The organism is Stenotrophomonas sp. PAMC25021, assembly GCF_004795795.1.
GTDB classification, from domain to species: Bacteria; Pseudomonadota; Gammaproteobacteria; order Xanthomonadales; family Xanthomonadaceae; genus Stenotrophomonas; species Stenotrophomonas muris.
Map to the genome: position 1 here is coordinate 1,060,198 of NZ_CP039255.1, position 20,451 is coordinate 1,080,648.

The 20,451-nt window shown below is 66.5% G+C and carries 12 protein-coding genes; 11 read left to right on the top strand and 1 reads right to left on the bottom strand.

Annotation, left to right across the window (positions count from 1 at the left end; genetic code table 11):
- Nucleotides 1–10 precede the first annotated feature (10 nt).
- From E5790_RS05125 to E5790_RS05175, 11 genes are read left to right on the top strand one after another with little or no spacing between them, the layout of a single operon-like run.
- Nucleotides 11–826, top strand: a complete 816-nt coding sequence (locus E5790_RS05125) for a hypothetical protein (protein WP_014036173.1) — start codon at nucleotides 11–13, stop codon at nucleotides 824–826.
- Nucleotides 810–1,478 (top strand): hypothetical protein, encoded by a 669-nt coding sequence (locus tag E5790_RS05130; protein WP_014646172.1) that lies wholly within the window; start codon nucleotides 810–812, stop codon nucleotides 1,476–1,478. Before E5790_RS05125 ends, E5790_RS05130 begins: the two co-directional genes overlap by 17 nt.
- Before the next feature lie 10 nt (nucleotides 1,479–1,488).
- Nucleotides 1,489–1,674: a hypothetical protein gene (locus E5790_RS05135; protein WP_014646171.1), complete on the top strand. Its 186-nt coding sequence runs from the start codon at nucleotides 1,489–1,491 to the stop codon at nucleotides 1,672–1,674.
- Nucleotides 1,671–2,465 carry a Flp pilus assembly protein CpaB gene (gene cpaB / locus E5790_RS05140; RefSeq protein ID WP_014036170.1) on the top strand — a complete coding sequence of 265 codons (795 nt, stop codon included), beginning with the start codon at nucleotides 1,671–1,673 and terminating at the stop codon, nucleotides 2,463–2,465. The genes E5790_RS05135 and cpaB overlap by 4 nt, the downstream gene beginning before the upstream one ends.
- Nucleotides 2,452–3,948, top strand: a complete 1,497-nt coding sequence (locus E5790_RS05145) for a pilus assembly protein N-terminal domain-containing protein (RefSeq protein ID WP_014646170.1) — start codon at nucleotides 2,452–2,454, stop codon at nucleotides 3,946–3,948. The genes cpaB and E5790_RS05145 overlap by 14 nt, the downstream gene beginning before the upstream one ends.
- 13 nt (nucleotides 3,949–3,961) lie before the next feature.
- The gene (locus E5790_RS05150; RefSeq protein ID WP_136191707.1) at nucleotides 3,962–5,686 is read left to right on the top strand and encodes an ATPase, T2SS/T4P/T4SS family; all 1,725 of its coding nucleotides are present in this window, start codon (nucleotides 3,962–3,964) and stop codon (nucleotides 5,684–5,686) included.
- Nucleotides 5,679–6,533, top strand: a complete 855-nt coding sequence (locus tag E5790_RS05155) for a type II secretion system F family protein (RefSeq protein WP_014646168.1) — start codon at nucleotides 5,679–5,681, stop codon at nucleotides 6,531–6,533. The genes E5790_RS05150 and E5790_RS05155 overlap by 8 nt, the downstream gene beginning before the upstream one ends.
- Nucleotides 6,530–7,420 carry a type II secretion system F family protein gene (locus E5790_RS05160; protein WP_014646167.1) on the top strand — a complete coding sequence of 297 codons (891 nt, stop codon included), beginning with the start codon at nucleotides 6,530–6,532 and terminating at the stop codon, nucleotides 7,418–7,420. The genes E5790_RS05155 and E5790_RS05160 overlap by 4 nt, the downstream gene beginning before the upstream one ends.
- A gap of 10 nt (nucleotides 7,421–7,430) precedes the next feature.
- Nucleotides 7,431–7,814, top strand: a complete 384-nt coding sequence (locus E5790_RS05165) for a DUF192 domain-containing protein (protein ID WP_041863110.1) — start codon at nucleotides 7,431–7,433, stop codon at nucleotides 7,812–7,814.
- Nucleotides 7,811–8,497 carry a TadE family protein gene (locus E5790_RS05170; protein ID WP_032958205.1) on the top strand — a complete coding sequence of 229 codons (687 nt, stop codon included), beginning with the start codon at nucleotides 7,811–7,813 and terminating at the stop codon, nucleotides 8,495–8,497. The genes E5790_RS05165 and E5790_RS05170 overlap by 4 nt, the downstream gene beginning before the upstream one ends.
- A gap of 1 nt (nucleotide 8,498) precedes the next feature.
- Nucleotides 8,499–9,125, top strand: coding sequence for a hypothetical protein (locus E5790_RS05175; protein WP_032958203.1), 627 nt, complete (start codon nucleotides 8,499–8,501; stop codon nucleotides 9,123–9,125).
- 100 nt (nucleotides 9,126–9,225) lie between these two features.
- On the opposite strand, the gene E5790_RS05180 is transcribed toward E5790_RS05175, so the two are convergent.
- Complete coding sequence (locus E5790_RS05180; RefSeq protein ID WP_111205554.1) at nucleotides 9,226–20,118, bottom strand: autotransporter-associated beta strand repeat-containing protein; 10,893 nt, start codon at nucleotides 20,116–20,118, stop codon at nucleotides 9,226–9,228.
- Between the last annotated feature and the right edge of the window lie 333 nt (nucleotides 20,119–20,451).

A 20,451-nucleotide genomic window follows, 5' to 3' on the forward strand; every position in this document is an offset into this window, starting at 1 on the left:
TGAGGTAGCCATGGACAGGGAACGCCCATTCCGCGGCGCGCGTCGCCAGCGCGGCCAGAGTCTCACCGAAGTCGCCGTGCTCTGCGCCGTGCTGGTGCCGATCTTCCTGCTGATCCCGATCCTGGCCAAGTACATCCACGCCCGCCAGGCCACCCAGCAGGCCGCGCGCGCGATCGCCTGGGAAGCCACCGTATCGCCGGACTACAAGCTGCCGGCCAGCGGCCGCCAGCGCGATCTTGCCGTCGACCGCTATTTCGGGCGTGCCAACGATCCCATCGTCAGCCAGGCGCAGACCGGCGCACGCGATGCCGCCGTCGGCGACGTCCTGATGAATACCTTCTCCAACCAGCCGCTGGTGCGGCGCGGTGACCTCGCCCTGGTCTCCTACACCAGCACGTCGGCAGGCGGCATGATGAAGAAGATCGGCGACGTGACCTCGATGTTCGGTTCGTTCCCGCCCAACCGCAACGGCCTGACCCAGGCCCAGCTGCGGTTGGATGTGCAGGATCTGAAAAGTGCCAACGGCAGTGCTGCCGCCTATCTGGAACCCTTCGATTCGCTGGGCCTGAAGCTGCAGGCCACCCATGTGGTGCTGGCCGACCCTTGGAATGCAGCCGGTTCCGGGCTCAAGGTCAACTCGTCACGCTCGGTGATCGCGCAGGTCAAGCCACTGGTGCCATCCCAGCACATGGCGGGCATCGCCAAGGCGTTTGACGGCCTCTCCGGCATCCCGATGATCGGGACGCTGAGCAGGCTTGATCCCGGTTACATCGCGCCCGACGTGGTGCCTGTCGACAAGTTGCCTGCCTATGCGCCGTCGCGTTGACCTGCTGGCGGCACTGGCCGCGCTGCTGTTCGCCTGGCCTGCGCTGGCCGCGTCCTGGCCGGACATTCCCGAGCCCGAGGGCGCGCAGAGCGAGTGGGTGGCCAAGGACATGCTCTACAACGGCCTGCCCATGCGCATCTCGCGCTTCACGTCCGCATTGCCGGTGTCGTCCATCGTCAGCTACTACAACCGCGAATGGCCCGGGCAGACCGTGATCAACGAGGTCGGCGGCAAGACCGTGATCGGCCACGCACACGGCGAGTACTACGTGACCATCGAGGTATCGGCCAAGGGCAGTGGCAGCCAGTCACAGATCGGCATTACACGCCTGCTCAAGCGCAAGCCCGATGCCGCGGCCGGCGCCGATTTCCCGAAACCGTCCGGGACGCAGGTGATCAATGACATCACCTACCTGGACACGCCCGGGCGCAGCCTGTCCATGGAAAGCACGCTGTCTCCGTTCCAGACCGATGCCTTCTATGCCAGCCGCCTCCCTGCGGACGGCTGGAGCCGAAGTTCCGGCCCTGCGGGGTGTTCGATGATCGCGCTGCAGTGCGTTGTCCGCTACAGCAAGGGCAGCCAGGAAATGACCATGACCTTCAACCGGCACGAGCAGGGAACCTCGATTGTCGTCAACCAGTCGCAGCACTGAGACCACCGCCATGAGAAAACGCATTCCCCCGTCCCTACGCCGCCAGCGCGGGGCCGCACTGATCGAGTACGCCGTGGTCGCTTCCGTCGGTGTCCTGGTCCTGGTCGCCGAGCCGAACATCGTGCTCGAGCTGATCGATTCACTGCGCAAGGCGTACCAGGGGTTCACCTACATGCTGTCGATGGGAGTCGTATGAAGGCGCTCCCGCTGAAAGCCAACCGCAACGTCGTCTTCATCATCATCGCCCTCGCGCTCGGCCTGTTCGCGGCCCTGGTCGCCGTGCGCTACGTGCAGAAGGCAGTGAACGAGCGTGCCGCTCCGCCGGTGGAAATGGTGCCGGTAGCCGTGCCCAAGACCGACATGGAGCCGGGCAGCATTGTCACCGTTGCCGACCTTGCAGTGCGCGAAGTCCCCGCCGACCTGCCGCCTGCCGATGCGATCACGCCGGACAATGTGTCCGAGTACAGCGGCCGCATGCTGCGCGCGCCGATCCGCGAAGGTGCACCGCTGGGTGCCAGTGCACTGGTACCGCTGTACGACCAGTTCTCGCGCGTGATCGCCAAGGGCAACGTGGGCTACACCCTCCAGGTGGACGAGACGAACTCGATCTCCGGCATGATTGCTCCCGGAGATCACGTCGACATCCTGCTCACCGTCGAGCAGGAACAGACCGGTGCCCGGGTGCTGCCGCTGCTTGAGGACATCAACGTTCTGGCAACCGGCAACCGCGTCGGCGAAACGCCGGCCTCGGAAGACCAGCAGGGCTATTCGAACATCACTCTGGAACTGACACCGGCACAGGCGCAGCGACTCACGGTCGCCGCCAAGGCGGGTTCGATGCGGGTGATGCTTCGCCAGGTGGAGGATCGTGGTGCGTTCGGCCTCAGTGGCATGACGCAGAGGGAACTGCTCGGCAACGGCACGCAGGGTCGTGCTGGCGTGCAATTCATCATTGGGGGCAAAGGGTCGACGAATGCGCAGCAATAATGGAATCCGCAGCCTCATCGCCGCCACTGCGGCCATCGCTGTTGTCACCTCGCCACTGCTGGCCGTGGCACAGACCACCGGCACCCAGCTGACCCCGGTACCGGTCATGGCCGCACCGCGCCCTGCTGTCCAGGCGCAACCGCAGCCCAACACCAACCATGCACCGGTACCCGGTGGGCAGAGCGCCTTCCCGGCGCCGGTTCCCGATCCCGCCTATCGCACCAGCGCATCGGCCATGCCTGCGGTGCCGCTGCCCACCCGCGCCCGGATCTATGCCGGCCAGGCCGCCGTCTACACGCTGCCCAGCGGGCTCAAGCGCGTGGCCGTCGGTAGTGGCGAGATGCTCGAGGTCACCAACGTCGGCCCGCGCGACCTGATCATGATGGGCATGAAGCCCGGCTCCACCACGGTTCACCTGTGGCTGCAGAACGGCAAGCAGCTGCAGGTGCAGGTGGACATCTCCGAGAACGATGCCGTCAGCCTGGCCGAGACCATCCGTACCCTGCTGGCCGACGTGGAAAAGATCAATGTGCATGCGGTCGCCGACCGTGTGGTCATTACCGGCCAGGACATCAACCCGGGCATCGGCAGCCGCATTGATGCGATCCAGAAGATCTACCCGACGGTGTTGAATTTCACTACTGCCGACCCGGTGGGCATGCGCCCGATGGTGCAGATGGACGTGAAGATCATGGAATTCGACACCAATGCGCTGGAAGAACTCGGCATCCAGTGGGACAACGTCATCCGTGGCCCGGTGGCGGGCATCGTCAAGGATTTCACCAACAACAACTACTACCGCATCAACCCCGAGCAGAGCCCGGCCAACGGCGTGCTGCTGCCGAACAAGCTGCAGGGAACCCAGGCCTTCTTTGGCATCGCCACGCAGATCGGCTCGGCGATCAACCTGATGATGAACAAGGGCAAGGCGTTCCTGCTGGCCTCGCCCCAACTCAGCGCCCGCAGCGGCGGGCAGGCCAAGTTCCTGGCCGGCGGCGAAGTGCCGATCCCGGTTCCGCAGGGCTTCGGCCAGGTCACCGTCGACTACAAGGAATACGGCATCAAGCTCGACATCGAGCCCCTGGTCAACTTCAACCAGGACATCTCCACCCGCATCCTGGCTGAGGTCAGCCGCGTCGATCCGACGGTGACCGTGCAGGGCGTGCCTGGCTTCACCACCCGCCGCACCGAGTCGGAAATCAACGTCCACGCAGGGGAAACCATCGTCATCTCCGGGCTGATCGACTCCAGCGCGCAGCAGGATGCCAAGCGCCTGCCGCTGCTGGGCGATATCCCGATCCTCGGAAAGCTGTTCCGCTCCGATGGCTTCCGTGGCAACCGTACCGAGCTGGTGATGTTCGTTACTCCGCGCGTGGTGACGCCGGGCTCGCAGGAAAACCTCGATGGCCTGGAGCGTGCGCGACAGATCCAGGAGCGCGGCCAGCAGGCCATGCCGCGCCGGAACAAAGATTTCGTGCAGTGACCGGAGCCGTCGCATGTTCAACATCCTCATCGACACACCCAACCGCGACCAGCGACGTGTCCGCTGCCTGCACCGTGAATGCGGGATCGGCCGTGGCGACGGCAACCTGGTGGTGCTGCAGGGCTGGAGCATCGCCCAACGCCATGCGGCGCTGAAGCGCGAGGACCAGGGCATCTTCATCGAGAGCCTGGGAGGCCGCTCGCCGGTACTGGTGAATGGCGAACAGGTCAAAGGCAGCCGTGGCCCGCTCACCAGCCGTGACCGCGTGCAGATCGGCGACTACCTGCTGCAGGTGGTGGACGACGACCCGCCGGCCGAACCCCTCGCCGATGCTGGAAGTTTCAATGCGGGCGCGGCCAACGATGTACCGGTGGACGCCACGCCCGCACCGGCACCCGCACCGGCGCAGCCATCCAGCGAACGCCAGCTGGCGCGGCCGGAGCAGCTGCCGCCGGACATGGCGGTCTATCGTGCAAAGCTGCATGCCTCGCTGGTCAAGCAGATGGACCTGCGCCGGCTTGACGTGCGCAGCATGGACGATGAGTCGCTGCGCAACGCCACGATCAAGCTGATCGATGAGGTGATGCAACGGGAGTTCTCCGAGCTGCCCAAGACGATCAACCCACGCAGGCTGGCCAAGGAGGTGCTCGATGAGGCCATCGGCCTGGGCCCGCTGGAAGACCTGATCGACGATGCGACGGTGACGGAAATCATGGTCAACGCGCACGACCAGATCTTCATTGAACGTGCGGGCCGGATCGAACGGTCCCCCATTGTCTTCACCAGTGACCGCGCGGTGCTGTCAGCCATCGAGCGCATCGTGACGCCCCTCGGTCGCCGCATCGACGAAAGCTCGCCGATGGTCGACGCGCGGCTGAAGGATGGCTCCCGCGTCAACGCCATCATTCCGCCGGTGGCGCTGCGCGGTCCGAGCATCAGCATCCGAAAGTTCGCCAAGCGCAAGCTGGAAGGAAAGGACCTGCTCACCTTCGGTTCGCTCAGCCAGCCGATGCTGAAATTCCTGATCGTTGCGGTGCGCGAACGGCGCAACATCGTCGTCACCGGCGGCACCGGCTCCGGCAAGACCACCCTGCTCAACATCCTTTCCAACTTCATTCCCGATACCGATCGCATCGTCACCATCGAGGACGCGGCCGAACTGAAGCTCGTCCAGCCCAACCTGGTTGCCCTGGAAGCGCGTCCTCCCAACATGGAAGGCAAGGGCCACATTTCCATCCGCGACCTGGTGCGCAACGCGCTGCGCATGCGCCCGGACCGCATCGTGGTCGGCGAGTGCCGCGGCGGCGAAGCACTGGACATGCTGCAGGCCATGAACACCGGCCACGAAGGATCGCTGACCACCGCCCATGCCAACAATCCGCGCGAGGCGCTGTCGCGCCTGGAAGTGATGGTCATGATGTCCGGCATGGAGCTGCCGATGACGGTGGTGCGCGAACAGATCTCGTCGGCAGTGGACCTGATCGTGCACCAGAAGCGCTTCCCCTGCGGTTCGCGCAAGGTCAGCCACATCACTGAGTTGACGGGCATGGAAAGCGGAACCATCCAGCTGCAGGATGTGTTCCTGTTCAAGGCACGCTCCACTGCCGGACGCGATGGCAAGGTGGTGGGCGAGTTCGTCGCGACCGGTGCAGTGCCGGAGTTCTATGAAGAGCTTGCCGAGCGCGGCGTCGCCGTTGACCTGGACATTTTCCGTACCGGGGGACGGCGGAATGAGTGACATCCTGCTGATCGCCCTGCTGTGTTTTGCCTGCGTGACGGGCTCGGTGCTGTTGCTGGCGCGTGCCAGCTCCGGCTTCATGGACCGCTACCGCGCCAACTTCATGGACCAGGCGCGGGTCAATCTGGCCGACATGTTCCTGTTCGTCGACCCGCGCGTGCTGTTCAGGACCAATGTCCTGATGCTGCTGGCGATTCCCGTGCTGCTGTGGATCGTCACCGGCGGCAACCTGCTGCTGCCGATCCTGGCCCTGATCCTGCTGGCCATAGCGCCACGCAAGATCTACCTGTGGCTGAAGCAGCGCCGCCTCGACCAGATCCAGCAGCAGTTGCCCGACGGGCTGCTGATGCTGGCCGGCAGCCTCAAGGCCGGCGTCGGCTTCAATCCTGCGCTGGAAGCACTGGCCCATGACGGCCTGCCTCCGCTGGCCCAGGAGCTGGCACTGGTACTGCGCGAGCAGCACATGGGCGTGCGCACGGAGGAGGCGCTGGACAACTTCGCCGCCCGCGTGCCCATTGCCGACGTGAAGCTGTTCGTGGCCGCCGTCAGCATTTCGCGCGAGGTTGGTGGCAATCTCGCCGAGAGCCTCTCCACGCTCGCCGAAACGCTGCGGCGCAAGCTCATCATGGAAGGCAAGGTCAAGGCACTTACCGCGCAGGGGCGCCTGCAGGGCATCGTCATGGCGATGCTGCCAGCCGGCCTTGTCGGCTTCCTCGTGCTGTTCTATCCAGAAACGATGAACCCCATGTTCCACACCTTCATCGGCTGGTGCGTCATGGCCCTGATCGGGGTACTGGAATACCTCGGCTACCGCATGTGCCGCAAAATCATGACGATCGATATATGAACGCCCTGCTCATCCTGGTCGCACTGCTTGCCGCTGCCGCTGTTGGGCTGCTTGCATTCGCGCTGCGCGGACTGGTGCAGTCGGTCGAGGTGGACCAGCGCAACTACCAGGATCCGCTGCCGCTGCTGCTGCGCATCCTGTGGCCGCTGATTACGGTCGCTACGCGCCTGGCCGGGCCGCGCCTGTCCTCGGCACAGCTGGAGCGCGCGCATCGCAGCCTGCAGTCGGCCGGCCAGGACTTCGTGCTGTCACCGGAAGAACTGTATGGCGCACGGATCGTCTCCGCCGCCGTGGCCAGTACCTTCCTGTTGCTCACCATCATCCTGCTGGGCCGGTTCGGAGTCGGCTCCGTGCTGATGGCCCTGGCATTCGGCGCACCCTTCGGGTGGATGTATCCCACGCTGTGGCTGGGCGAACGGCGGAAAGCGCGCTCCAAGCATGTGATCCGCGACCTGCCTATCTTCCTCGACTTCATCACCATGGCCGTCGAAGCGGGCCTGAACATCACCGGTGCGATCGAACAGTCCGTCGACAAGGGTCCACCCGGTCCGCTGTCACAGGAGTTCTCGCGCATGTTGCGTGATCTGCGCGCCGGCCTTCCGCGTGCCGAAGCGCTGCGGCGCATGTCCGATCGCGCCGACATTTCCCAGGTGACCAGCTTCACCAGCGCTTTGATCCAGGCGGACCGGGTGGGTGCCAGCCTGAGTGACACACTGCGCTCGCAGGCCATGCAGCGCCGCGAAGAGCGCTTCCTTCGCGCCGAGAAGCTGGCCCTGGAAGCGCCGGTGAAAATGATGCTGCCGCTGGTGCTGTTCTTCTTCCCGCTGATCTTCGTCGTCCTGGCCTACTTCATCTTCCTGCAGATGAAGCAGCAGGGCATCCTGTGAGTCCCCGCACATGAGAACCGGCGCCCTGATCCGCAACCACCAGCAGTTGCTCAGCTGCGTCTGGCATGCCGATCGCTGGCACCAGCGGCTGCGCGGCCTGCTGTTGCGCGCGCCACTCCAGCCTGGGCAAGGCCTGCTGATAACCCCCTGCTCGAGCGTGCACACCCTGGCCATGGGGTATCCACTCGACCTGTTGTTCCTGGACCGCGATCAGCGCGCCGTTGGCTGGCGCGAGGCCGTGCGCCCATGGCGCGGCGCCTGGTGCCGCGGCGCCTACTCGACGCTGGAAATGCCGGTGGACAGCCTCAGGCATATTGCTCCGGTGCTGGGCGAGACGTTCCAATGGTGCCCTTCTCCGCCTGCGGCACCGCCATCCACGAGGGCGTTGCAATGAAGCACATCCGCACATCCATCCGCCAGCAGCGGGGGCAATCGCTGATTGAATTCTGCATCGTGGTTCCGGCCTTCGTCTTCCTCATCCTGGTCATCTTCCAGTTCGTCCTGATCTATCGCGCCAAGTCGCTGCTGGATTTCGCCACGCTGCAGGCCGCGCGTGCCGGCGCGGTCAGTGGCGTCAATCATTCCGAGATGCGCAGCGCACTGGAAATGGCAATGGCTCCCCTGTACGCGACCTCGCCGGATGCCGCCGGTGCCGTCGCCGCCCGCGCCAAGGTCGCCCTGCTGTGGAAGAACCCGTTGCTGTCACCGAAGATCGAGGTCATTTCACCCAGCCGCGCGGCGTACAACGAGTTCCGCGAGCGCCAGTTCGATGGGCGCTATGCGCTGCCGAACGACAATCTTGCCTTCCGCGATGCACGTGTCGGCAGCAGCCGCGTCAGCGTGCAGGACGCCAACATCCTCAAGATCAAGGTCACCTATCCGATGCCCCTGATCGTTCCCTTTGCCGACCGGGTGATTGCCGGTCTTTCAGACCTGGTCAGCGAAGGCGACAGCTTCCGCCCGGCCTCGATGCTGATCGAGGACCCGATCACCGGCCATCGCCGCATGCCGATCGAGTCCTACGCGATCGTCCGCATGCAGAGCCCTGTGCATGACAGCAACAACCTGGCGCGCTGACATGCAGGTGCTGCTGGCCAGCCTGTTGATGGCAGCAACCTGGGCCGTCGCCGCACAATCCACGGACGCTGCTGACAACGAACCTCCACAGGCGCGATTGCTGGCACGCGCTTATGGCCTGGGCCCACTCGGTCCAAGCTCGCCTGGTGGTGAGGTCGAGGTCGAGATCCGTTTGCGCGGGCCTGCCATCCGTATTGATTTCCGCGGCGACAATGCGCCCGATGCATGGCTGACCACCCAGGGCCAGCGCGGCCGGGCATGGCTGGTGAGCGAGCGCGGCAACTACACGCTGCCGGTCGCCGACGCCAGTGGTCCCTACTGGTACGATCCTGCCGCCCCATGCCACACGATCGGAGGGCGCTGCTCTCCCGCACCCGGCGAGTTCATCCTGGGTCGCCTCGCTGCCGGCTGGCGCTATGACAATGCGCAGGGCCCTGATGGCACCACCTCCGGCACGTTGTGGATCGATACCCGCACGGGCCTGCTGCTGGGTTACCGCGGACGCACCGGCAACCAGCGTACCGAACGCGGCCTGCGGGTTACCGAGGTCACATTCGATGAGGTGCCGTCGAGCCTGTTCGACCCGCCCGCCGGATTGCGGCGACGCACGCAGGATGCGGCGAACTGAGCGAGGTGGTTGCAGTGCCGACACCGTGGCGCGGGAGGTCTCACTCCCTCCGCGCCGGTAGATCCACGCAGCGCGTGGATCTACCGCTGGCCCGCCCCCCTTAGAAGCCTACCCGCAGGTTGATCTGCCCGCCGACATCGCGGCGGCCATCACCGTGCTGGCCCTGCACGAACATCGACAGCTGGCTGTTGCGACCCAGGCCGACCGCCACGCCGAGCTGGCTGACCAGCGCATTGCGTGCCATCACCGCGCTGTAGACATCGAAGGCATCGCCACCGACCGCGAAGCGGTTGCGGCTGGCCACATCGGTGTCACCCGATGCATGCTGCCAGCCCAGGCCGACGGTCAGCTGCGCCGGGAAGCGCGCGCCGCTACCCACGTCCCAGCGGCCCCGCACGCCCACTGTGCTGACGTTGAGCGTGTCCTTGCCACCTTCCAGCACCAGTGCGGCACTGCCACCCTGCTCCAGCGCACGATCACTGTCGACCCAGTGCCGGGTGAACTGCACGTACGGCTGCAGTTGGGTCCTGCCATGGGTCCAGGTCCAGCTGCCTTCGACCTGGGCGATGGTCACGTCCGAATCCTGGCGGCTGTACAGGGTCTGGCCCAGCAGAGGCACTTCACGCGTGGTGCGCGTGCGGTAGTCACCGCGCGACACGCTGCCACCGACCGCAAAGCCGTTGTTCCACTGTCCCTGTGCATACAGGCCGAACGTGTTGCCGCGCAGGCGGGCGCGCGAACTGCGATCGTACAGGCGCGTATACAGCCGTTCGTTGCCGGCCGCCGCACCCAGCACCACGTGTTCACCCAGCTGCCAGTCCACACCCGCCATCACCGCATTGCGGTTGGAACGGATCTCATCGCCATTGCCATCGCCATCCTGCTTGAACACCTTGCCGCTACCAGCCAGCCAGGCCGAGGCACGCTCACCACGCACGGTCGGCAGCTCACTGCCCAGGCGCTGGCGGATGCCCTCTTCCAGGTAGTTGTCGTACAGCAGCACCGCGCGGCTGGCCGCGTGCACTTCGCCGGAGAACTGGTCGAATGCGCTGCGCGCAGTGCTGGCGTCATACAGCAGCACCGTGTTGTACAGGCCCAGCGCCGCGCCACTCTGCGGCAGGCTGTCCAGCGCCGCAGCGGTGTTGTACTGGTTGCGCGTGTTGGCCACGGTGGTGAACGCCGCTGTCTGCGCCACGTCGATCTGCAGGTTGGCGGTGTTGGCGGTGTAGACCGGGGTGATGGTCAGGAAGGCCGACGGCGAGTTCGCCGAGGCGAACTGCCCGCTCACCCCACCGCCCGCGTTGATCACCGTGTACTGCTGGCCCTGCTGGTAGCTGGTGCTCGGCGAGATGGTGTTCACCTTTACGGTGCTGCCACCCACGTTGGCGCTGCCGCCCACCTGTACCGTATCGCTGCCGCTGGCACCCAGATCGATGCCCAGCGTGCTGCCCGGCGACAGGGTCAGGTTGCCACCCACGGTGATCGTGCCGGTGCCATTGCCTGTGCCGCTGCCGTTGCCCGGGCCATTACCCGGCGACAGCACGCCACCACTGGACACCGTCACGCCACCGCCGGTGCCACCAATGGTGCCGGTGCCGGACAGCGTGGTACCGCTGCCGATGGTCCACTGGCCGCCGATGGTGCCGGTGACATTCAGGCCGCCGCCGGTGACCTGGCCGGTACCGTTGAAGCCACCACTGTTGCCGCCGAGGTTCAGGCCACCGGGGCCGGCCTGCACGATGCTGCCGCCGCCGCTGATGCTGCCGCCCAGCGTGGTGGTGCCACCGGTGTTGATCACCAGGCCACCGTTGTTGGTGATGTTGCCGGTGATCGCGCCGCTGGCCCCACCGTTGCCGACCTGCACCGTGCCACCGGCGTTGATGGTGGTGCCACCGGTATAGGTGTTGTTGCCGGTCAGGATCACGGTGCCGGTGCCGGCCTGGGTCAGGCCGCCGCTGCCGCTGATGGTGCCGCCGACGGTGCTGTTGCCACCCACATTGAACACCAGGCTGCCGTTGTTGCTGACGTTGCCGGTGATCGCACCGCTCGCGCCACCGTTGCCGACCTGCAGCGTGCCGCCGGTGTTGATGGTGGTGCCGCCGGTATAGGTGTTGTTGCCGGCCAGGACCACGGTGCCGGTGCCGGCCTGGGTCAGGCCGCCGCTGCCGCTGATGGCGCCGCCGACGGTGCTGTTGCCACCCACGTTGAACACCAGGCTGCCGTTGTTGACGACACTGCCGCCGATCGCACCGGTCGCGCCGCCATTGCCAACCTGCAGCGTGCCACCGGCGTTGATGGTGGTCGGGCCGGTATAGGTGTTGTTGCCGGTCAGGGTCAGCGTGCCGCTGCCGGCCTGGGTCAGGCCGCCACTGCCGCTGATGGTGCCGCCCAGCGTGGTGTTGCCGGCCACGTTGGACAGCAGCGTGCCATTGTTGGTGACATCACCGACGATCGAACCGGTCGCACCGCCATTGCCCAGCTGCAGCGTGCCACCGGCATTGATGGTGGTACCGCCGGTGTAGGTGTTGGTGCCGGTCAGCAGCAACGTACCGCTGCCGGCCTGGGTCAGGCCGCCACTGCCACTGATGGTGCCGCCCAGCGCGGTGTTGCCGGCCACGTTGGAAATCAACGCACCATTGTTGGTGATGTCGCCGGCGATGGCGCCGGTTGTACCGCCATTGCCCACCTGCAGCGTGCCGCCGGCATTGATGGTGGTACCGCCGCTGTAGGTGTTGTTGCCGACCAGGGTCAGCACCCCGCTGCCGGCCTGGGTCAGGCCACCACTGCCACTGATCGCGCCGCCGACGGTGGTGTTGCCCGCGACGTCGAAGACCAGGCTGCCGTTGTTGGCGACATTGCCGGTGATCGCACCGGTGGCACCGCCATTGCCCACCTGCAGCGTGCCACCGGCATTGATGGTGGTACCGCCGGTATAGGTGTTGTTGCCGGTCAGGGTCAGCGTACCGGCACCGGCCTGGGTCAGGCCACCGGTGCCGCTGATGGTGCCGCCCAGCAAGGTGTTGCCGGCCACGTTGGACACCAGCGCACCGTTGTTGGTGATGTCACCGACGATCGCGCCGGTCGCACCGCCATTGCCCACCTGCAGCGTGCCGCCGGCATTAATGGTGGTACCGCCGGTGTAGGTGTTGTTGCCGGTCAGCACCAGCGTGCCACTACCGGCCTGGGTCAGGCCGCCGCTGCCACTGACCACCGCACCCACGGTTGCCGTCGTGCCCAGGTTGTAGACCAGGCTGCCATTGTTGGTGATGTCGCCCAGCACCGAGCCGGTGCTGCCGCCATTGCCGATCTGCAGCGTGCTGCCACCATTGATGGTGGTGCCGCCGGTATAGACGTTGTCGCCGCTCAAGGTCAGCGTGCCGGTGCCGCTCTGCACCAGGCCACCAGTGCCGCTGAGCACACCGCCGAAGGTGGTGCTGCCGTTGTTGCCGCCGGTGGTCAGGGTCGCACCGCCCAGCACCACGCTGGATCCGGTCACGCCGGCCAGGCCACCGATGCTCTGGCTGCCACCGGCACTGATGTCCAACGTGCCGGCACCGGACAGGTTCACCGTGCTGGCACCGGACAGGCTGCCACCGGCCGCCACCGCCAGCGTGCCGCTGTTGATGGTGGTGGTACCGGTGTAGGTGCTGGCGCCGCCCAGGGTGACGGTTGCCGCGCCATCTTTCAGCAGGCCGCCAGCGCCGCTGATCGGGCCATTCAAGGTCAGCGCGTTGCTGCCCGCCAGGGTCAGCGTGCCATTGGCCAGCTGCACGGTGTTGGCCAGGGTCAGCGCGCTGGTGCCGTCCAGGCTGGCGTTGCCGCCCACGGTCAGCGCGCCGGTGCCCAGCGAACCGTCGTTGCCCAGCAGCAGGCCACCGGCATTGAGGGTCACGCCGCCCGTGAAGACGTTGACGCCAGTCAAGCCCTGGATGCCTGCGCCGTTCTTTACCAGGCCACCGGCCCCTCCGATGGTGCCGGCGAACGTGGTATTGCCCACGCCATTGAGGGTCAGCGTGCTGCCGCCCAGCGCAACGGTCGAACCCGCCACGCCTGCCAGCGAACCGATCGCCTGCGCACCACCCGCGCTGATGTCGAAGGTGGTACCGGCATTGGCCAGGTTCACCGCACCGGTCGCCGCCAGGCTGCCACCGGCGCCGATCGCCAGCGTGCCGGCGTTGATGGTGGTACCCCCGGTGAAGGTGTTGGTGCCGGTCAGCGTCTGGGTCCCCGAGCCTTCCTTGATCAGGCCACCCGAGCCGGCCAACGAACCACTGAACGTGCCATTGCTGGCATCACCGATCGTCAGCGTGTTGGCCCCCAGGTTCACCGTACCGTTGCCGACCAGTGTGCCGAACTGCTGCGTGCCGCTGCCCGCCGACAGATCGAAGATCGCACCCGAGGCCAGGTTGACGATGCCACTGGCGTGCAGGTTCGCGCCAGCGCCCAGTGCCAATGTACCGGCGTTGATGTTGGTGCCACCGGTGTAGGTGTTGGTGCCGTTCAGGGTCAGCGTTGCGGCTCCCTCCTTGGTCAGGCTGCCGGTGCCGCTCAGGTTGCCGTTGAGGGTGAGGTTGTTGCTGCCGAGGACGGTCAACGCGTTGTTGAGGGTGAAGTTGTTGGCGAGGGTGACCGCTGTGTTCGAATCGAGCGTCGCAGCGCCTGCGACCGTCACCGCACCGGTGCCCAGCGCAGCATTGTTGCCGACCACCAGGCCGCCGGCGTTGAGCGTTACGCCGCCGCTGAAGGTGCTGCCGCCGTTGAGCGTCTGCACGCCTGCACCGTTCTTGACCAGGCCGCCGTTGCCACTGATCGCACCGCTGAAGGTGCTGTCCACGGTGCCGCCCAGGGTCAGCGTGCTGCCACCCAGCGCCACCGTGCTGCCGGCGACGCCGGCCAGCGAGCCGATGGCCTGGTTGCCCGCCGAAATGTCGAACGTGCCGGCACCGGCCAGGTTCACCGCGCCGGTCGCGGCGAGGCTGCCACCCGCGCCGATCGCCAGCGTGCCGTTGTTGATGGTGGTACCACCGGTGTAGGTGTTGGCACCGCTCAGGGTCACGGTGGCCGCACCGTCCTTGACCAGGCCGCCGGTACCGGAAATCACACCGCCCAGTGTCAGCGCCTGGCTGCCAAGCAGGTCGAGGTTCGCGCCCGCTGCGAGCCCGATGTTGTTGGCCAGGTTGACGCCTGTCGATGCGTCCAGCGTCGCGTTGCCGCCCACTGCCAGCGCACCGCTGCCGAGCGCAGCGTTGTTGCCGACCACCAGGCCACCGCCGTTGAGTGCGACGCCACCACTGAACAGATTGGCGCCTCCCAGTGTGAGGACGCCGGCGCCATTCTTGACCAGGCCACCGGTGCCGGAAATCGCGCCATCGAAGAGGCTGTTGCCCACACCACCGAGTGTCAGCGTCTGTGCACCCAGGCTCACCGTCGAGCCCGCCACGCCGTTCAACGAGCCGATGGTCTGGTTGGCACCTGCGGTGGAGATATCGAAGCCGGTGCCTGCAGCGCTCAGCGTCACCGCGCCGGTGGCTGCAAGGCTGCCGCCCGGACCAATCGCCAGCGTACCGGCAGTGATGAAGGTGCCGCCGGTGTAGGTGTTGGCACCGGTCAGCGTCTCGATGCCCGTACCGACCTTGGTCAGGCCACCCGTGCCTGCGATCGAGCCACTGAAGGTGCCATTGGTGGCGCCGCCGACTTCGATCGAGTTGGCGCCGAGGTTCACCGTACCGTTGCCGACCAGGGTTCCGAACACCTGCGTGCCGCTGCCGGCAGACAGATCCAGCGTGGCACCTGTGGCGAGGTTCACGGTACCGCTCGCCGCCAGGCTGGCACCGGCCCCCAGCGCCAGCGTGCCGGCGTTGATGTTGGTGCCACCGGTATAGCTGTTGATGCCATTCAAGGTCAGCGTCGCGCTGCCGTTCTTGGTCAGGCTGCCGGCACCGGAAAGGACGCCGTTGAGCGTCAGTGCGTTGGTCCCGAGCACGGTCAGCCCGGCGTTGAGCGCGATGTTGTTGGCCAGCGTTGCCAGGCCGGTGGTATCCAGCGTGGCAGCACCGCCGACCGTCAATGCACCGGTGCCCAGCGCCGCGTCATTGCCGAGTACCAGCCCGCCTGCATTGAGGGTCACGCCGCCGCCAAAGGTGTTGGCACCGGACAGCGTCTGTACGCCCGCGCCCACCTTGACCAGCCCCCCGCCGCCACTGATCACGCCGTCGAACGCGGCGTTGCCGGCCGTACCGAACGTCAATGAGTTTCCGCCCAGCGCCAGCGTGCTGCCGCCCAGACCATTGAGTGCGCCGATGGTCTGGCTGCTGCCGGCACCGGAGATATCGAAGCCGGCGCCCGCCCCCAACGTGACGTCACCCGCCGCGGCCAGGCTGCCGCCCGTGCCCAGCGCCAGCGTGCCGGCATTGATGGTGGTACCGCCGGTGTAGGTGTTGGCACCGGACAGCGTCAGCGTGGTAGCGCCGTTCTTGATCAGGCTGCCATTGCCGCCGACCACGCCCGACAGCGTCAGCGCATTGCTGCCCGGCACCGTCAGTGCAACGCCCGAGCCCAGCGTGACCGCATTGCCGAGCGTCACTGCCGCGCCCGCATCCAGCGTGGTGCTGGTATTCACCGCCAGCGCGCCGGTACCAAGCGCACCATCCGCACCGACGACCAGGCCACCACCGTTCAGGGTCAGGCCGCCAGCGAAGGTGTTGGTGTTGTTGAGGGTCAGCAGGCCCGTACCGTTCTTGACCAGGCTGCCATTGCCGGCCACCACGCCACCGAGCGTGACATCGTTGCTGCCGCCCAGCGTCAGCTGCGTGCCCGCACCGAAGTTCACTGCATTGGCCAGGTTCAACGCCACCGTGCTGTCCAGCGTGGTGGTGCCACCGATGCCCAGCGCACCGGTGCCGAGCGCGCTGGCATTGCCGAGGATCAGGCCACCCGCGTTGAGTGCAACACCGCCACTGAAGGTGTTGGCACCGGACAGCGTCTGCACGCCGGTACCCGTCTTGACCAGGCCGCCAGTGCCACCGATCACGCCGGCAAAGCTGCCGTTGCCGGCGCCGCCAAAGGTCAGCGACTGCGCGCCCAGCGCCAGCTGGCTGCCTGCGACGCCGTTGAGTGCGCCAATGGTCTGCGCGGCACCGGCTGCGGAGATGTCCAGCGTCGCACCGGCGCCGGCAAGATCCACCGCACCGGCCGCGGCAAGGCTGCCACCGGCCCCCAGCGCCAGCGTGCCGGCGTTGACGGTGGTGCCACCCCCGAACGTGTTGGCGCCAGACAGCGTGAGGCGCGCCGCGCCATCCTTGATCAGCCCGCCGGCGCCGAACACCGGACCGGTCAGCGTCAGGTCATTGCTGCCCAGCACGGTGAGGTTGGCGCCGGCGGCGAGGCCGAGGGTGTTGCCCACCGAAAGCGCCGCAGTGGCATCCAGCGAAGCGTTGCCGCCCACGTCCAGCTGGCCGGTACCCAGCGCCTGTGCGTTGCCAAGCTGCAGTACGCCCGCGTTGAGCCCGACGCCCCCGCTGAACGTATTGGCGCCGTTCAACGCCAGTGTCGCCGCACCGTTCTTGACCAGCCCGCCGGTGCCGCTGATGACGCCCCCCAGCGACACGTTCTGGCTGCCCAGCAGATCCAGCACCGCACCGGCGCCGAGGTTGACGCTGTTGGCCAGGTCCAGCGCCACCGAACTGTCCAGCGTGGTATTGGCCCCCACCGACAATGCACCGGTGCCCAGCGCGCCGGCATTGCCCAGCAGCAGGCCGCCGCCGTTGACGGTCAGCCCGCCACCGAAGCTGTTGGCGCCATTGAGGGTCAAGGTGGTGGCACCGTTCTTCACCAGCCTGCCCGCACCGGACACCACCCCACCCAGCGTGATCGACTGCGAACCCGGCAGCGACAACGCGGCGCCTGCACCCAGTGCCACGTTGTTGCCCAGGTTCAGCGGCGCACTGCCGTCGAGCGAGACGTTGCCACCGATGCCCAGCGTCCCCGTGCCGAGTGCGCCGCTGTTGCCCAGCAGCAGGGCGCCAGCGTTTGCGTTCAGTCCACCACTGAAGGTGTTGGTACCGTTCAAGGACAGTGTCGCCGCGCCGTTCTTGACCAGGCTGCCGGTGCCCGTGATGTTGCCGGCCAGGGCCAGGTTCTGGCTGCCCGGCAGGGTCAGGGCCGCGCCGAGGTTGATCGCATTGCCCAGGTTCAACGCTGCCGTGGTATCCAGCGAACCGTTGCCGCTGACCGTCAACGCCCCGCTGCCGATCGCACTGCTGTCGCCCAGCAGCAGGCCGCCCGCCGTCAGATTCACGCCGCCACTGAAGGTGTTGGCGCCGCTCAGCGTCTGGATGCCCGTGCCCTGCTTGACCAGGCCGCCGGTACCACCGATCACGCCCGCGAACGTCTGGTTGGTGGCATCACCGAAGGTGAGCGTGCTGCTGCCCAGCGTCACCGTGCTGCCGGCAATACCGGACAGCGCGCCGATGGTCTGGTTGCCGCCGAGCGAGATGTCCAGGTCCGCGCCAACGCCGGCCAGGCTGACCGCACCGCCGGCGGCCAGGCTTCCGCCGCTGCCCACCGCAACCTTGCCGGCATTGATCGCCAGGCCGCCGGTGAAGGTATTCGCGCCACCCAGCGTAAGCGTGGCGGCACCGTTCTTGACCAGGCTGCCGGTGCCACCGATGGCGCCGCCCAGCGTCAATGCGTTCGAGCCCAGCACATTGAGCGAGCCACCCGCGCCCAGCGTGATGCCATTGCCGACCGCAAGCGCCGCGCTGGTGTCGAGCGACACCACGCCATCAACATTCAGCCCACCGGTTCCCAGTGCTCCACCGTTGCCCAGCACCAGGCTGCCGGCATTGAACGCCACGCCGCCGCCGAAGGTGTTGGCGCCATTGAGCGTCAGCGACGACGCACCGCTCTTGACCAGGCCACCGGTGCCACCGATCACGCCGTTGAACGTCAACGCCTGGTTGCCGAGCAGATTGAGGCTGGCACCCGAACCGAGGTTGACCGCGTTGGCCAGTGCAAGCGCCCCCGTGGTTCCATCGAGCGTCACGTTGCCGCCGACACTGAGCGCACCGCTGCCCAGCGCAGCAGCATTGCCCAGCAGCAGGCCGCCGCCGTTGAGTGCCACGCCGCCGCTGAGGTTGTTTACGCCCGACAAGGTCTGCACGCCGGTGCCCAGCTTGACCAGGCCACCCGTGCCTGCGGCGAACGTGCCGCTGTAGCTGGTATCGCCCAGCCCGGCGAGGGTGAGCGTGTGGCTGCCCAGGTTGACCGAACCGCCGAGGCCCGCCAGCGAACCGATGGTCTGGTTGGCGGCCGCCGACAGGTCCAGGGTGGTACCGACGCCGACCGTGATCGCACCGGTGGGTGACAGGCTGCCGCCCGCGCCCAGCGCCAACGCGCCTCCGGCCAGGTTGAAACTGCCGGTCAGCGCATTGGCGCCGTTCAAGGTGAGGGTGCCGGCGCCGCTCTTGGTCAGGTTGCCGGCACCGGAGATCGAACCGTTCAATGACAACGCATTGCTGCCGAGCAGGTTCAGCGAGCCCCCGCCATTGATCACCAGATTGTTGCCCAGGGTGAAGCCCGCCGTCGTATCCAGTGAAGCGCTGCCACCCACGGTCAGGTTGCCGCTGCCCAGTGCACCGGCATTGCCCAGTACCAGGCCGCCGGCATTGAGGTTGACGCCGCCGGAGAACAGGTTTGCGCCGCCGAGAGTAACGATGCCGGTGTTGTTGACCGTCAGCCCGCCAGTACCGGACAGCAAGCCCCCCAGGCTGAACGCATTGGTCCCTGCCAGGGACAGATTGCCACCAAGGCTGAAAGCGTTGGCCAGGTTCAGACCGGCCGTGGCAGAGGCGATGGCACCGCCGTTGGCGGTGAACAGCCCTGTGCCGAAGGAACCGGCATTGTTGAAATTGACCAGGCCATCATTGAGCGTGGTCGTACCTGCACCCGCCCACGCACCCTGCAGGTTCCAGGTGCCGCTGTTGACGGTGAGCTTCTGGAAGTTGAGGTACTGGTTCCAGCCCAGCGTGGTCACCGCTCCGCCGGTGCCGGACCCCGGACCGCTGACGACGTTCTGCAACACCAGCGTGTTGTTGGCCGCACCACTGCCGGTACCGGCGTCGACCGATCCCGCAGCCGCAACCTTTACCCCGGTGACACCGGTAATCACGCCGGCAAGAGCGCTGCCGCCGCCGCTCACAACGCTGGAACCCGACACTGCGGTGAAGGTGTTGCCGCCGGTTGAATCACCCAGGTGAACGCTGCCACTGACCGCCCCCGCATTGAGGAACGTGTTACCGCCAGAAGCACCCAGGCCGACGCGTCCGTCGATGGTGCCTGTGTTGGTCACATTGGCGGCTGCACCACCATAGGTCACCACCGTGGTCGCGTCGGAAACGCTGCCTGCACCGATCAGCGACGTGCTGATCAGGCCGGCGTTGTTGATGGTGGTGGTGCCGTTGACATTCTGTGCCACCAGCGCCTGTCCACCGAAGCCCAACAGCGTTGCGATGTTGACGACACCCTTGATCTGTCCGCTGGCGTTGTTGTTGACGACGATCGCGCTGTTGTTGGCAGAACCATTGCCGATGACCAGGCCGGGCGAGGCGAGGATGATCGAGCTCGGATCGATCGTGCCATTGTTGTTGACCGTCACGTTGTCGCCGGTCAGCGTTGCTGCGTTGCCGCCGCCTACGATCGGCGGCGTACGCAGCAATGCACCCGCGTCGATGTTCAGCGTGAGGCCGTTGGTCGCGTTGGAGTAGTTGTTGATGCTGGTGGTGCTGTCGCAGTTTACGGTTGTGGTGCCCGTGCACGCTGCGAATGCCGATCCGCTGGCCAGTGTGGCGGCCAAAGCCGCCGCCAGCTGGTGCGCCCGCAATCGCGGCACCCGCCCTGCGCTGACCGCGCTTCCGCCGGGGTTCTGGGCGACCTCCGAAGCAACCTGCATTACCCCAAGGGCACGATTGAAAACCAGACGGTAAATGCGGTTCATCGGTAAATCTCCATGAAAAGACCGGATGGCACAGCTGGCAGGTTTTTTGGAGACAATGCGGCCCACCCCGGCTCCCCGAACGGGAACAAGGCCTGAAGGCATTAACTCCTGAAAATCTTCACATCTTCACGCGATCGCACCCGGGGACAGGTGCGCCAGCGCGTCCGTCAAGCCGAAAACTCCCCGATTTCGCCCGACGAATGGCGGCACTGTGCGACCGACGGTGCCAGCGGCATGTGAATCACGCGCGCTATTTTTATGACGTGCGTCAAATAACAGGGGCGGACAAAATGGTTTTGCCGAAAATGCATATTGCTGCATGTGGCGGAGAAT

What these genes read in the sequence shown, in the direction of transcription:
- E5790_RS05145 (WP_014646170.1), top strand. Translation starts at nt 2,452, where the DNA reads ATGCGCAGCAATAATGGAATCCGCAGCCTCATCGCCGCCACTGCGGCC.
- E5790_RS05125 (WP_014036173.1), top strand. Translation starts at nt 11, where the DNA reads ATGGACAGGGAACGCCCATTCCGCGGCGCGCGTCGCCAGCGCGGCCAG.
- E5790_RS05160 (WP_014646167.1), top strand. Translation starts at nt 6,530, where the DNA reads ATGAACGCCCTGCTCATCCTGGTCGCACTGCTTGCCGCTGCCGCTGTT.
- E5790_RS05175 (WP_032958203.1), top strand. Translation starts at nt 8,499, where the DNA reads ATGCAGGTGCTGCTGGCCAGCCTGTTGATGGCAGCAACCTGGGCCGTC.
- E5790_RS05135 (WP_014646171.1), top strand. Translation starts at nt 1,489, where the DNA reads ATGAGAAAACGCATTCCCCCGTCCCTACGCCGCCAGCGCGGGGCCGCA.
- E5790_RS05170 (WP_032958205.1), top strand. Translation starts at nt 7,811, where the DNA reads ATGAAGCACATCCGCACATCCATCCGCCAGCAGCGGGGGCAATCGCTG.
- E5790_RS05180 (WP_111205554.1), bottom strand. Translation starts at nt 20,118, where the DNA reads ATGAACCGCATTTACCGTCTGGTTTTCAATCGTGCCCTTGGGGTAATG.
- cpaB (WP_014036170.1), top strand. Translation starts at nt 1,671, where the DNA reads ATGAAGGCGCTCCCGCTGAAAGCCAACCGCAACGTCGTCTTCATCATC.
- E5790_RS05130 (WP_014646172.1), top strand. Translation starts at nt 810, where the DNA reads ATGCGCCGTCGCGTTGACCTGCTGGCGGCACTGGCCGCGCTGCTGTTC.
- E5790_RS05155 (WP_014646168.1), top strand. Translation starts at nt 5,679, where the DNA reads ATGAGTGACATCCTGCTGATCGCCCTGCTGTGTTTTGCCTGCGTGACG.
- E5790_RS05150 (WP_136191707.1), top strand. Translation starts at nt 3,962, where the DNA reads ATGTTCAACATCCTCATCGACACACCCAACCGCGACCAGCGACGTGTC.
- E5790_RS05165 (WP_041863110.1), top strand. Translation starts at nt 7,431, where the DNA reads ATGAGAACCGGCGCCCTGATCCGCAACCACCAGCAGTTGCTCAGCTGC.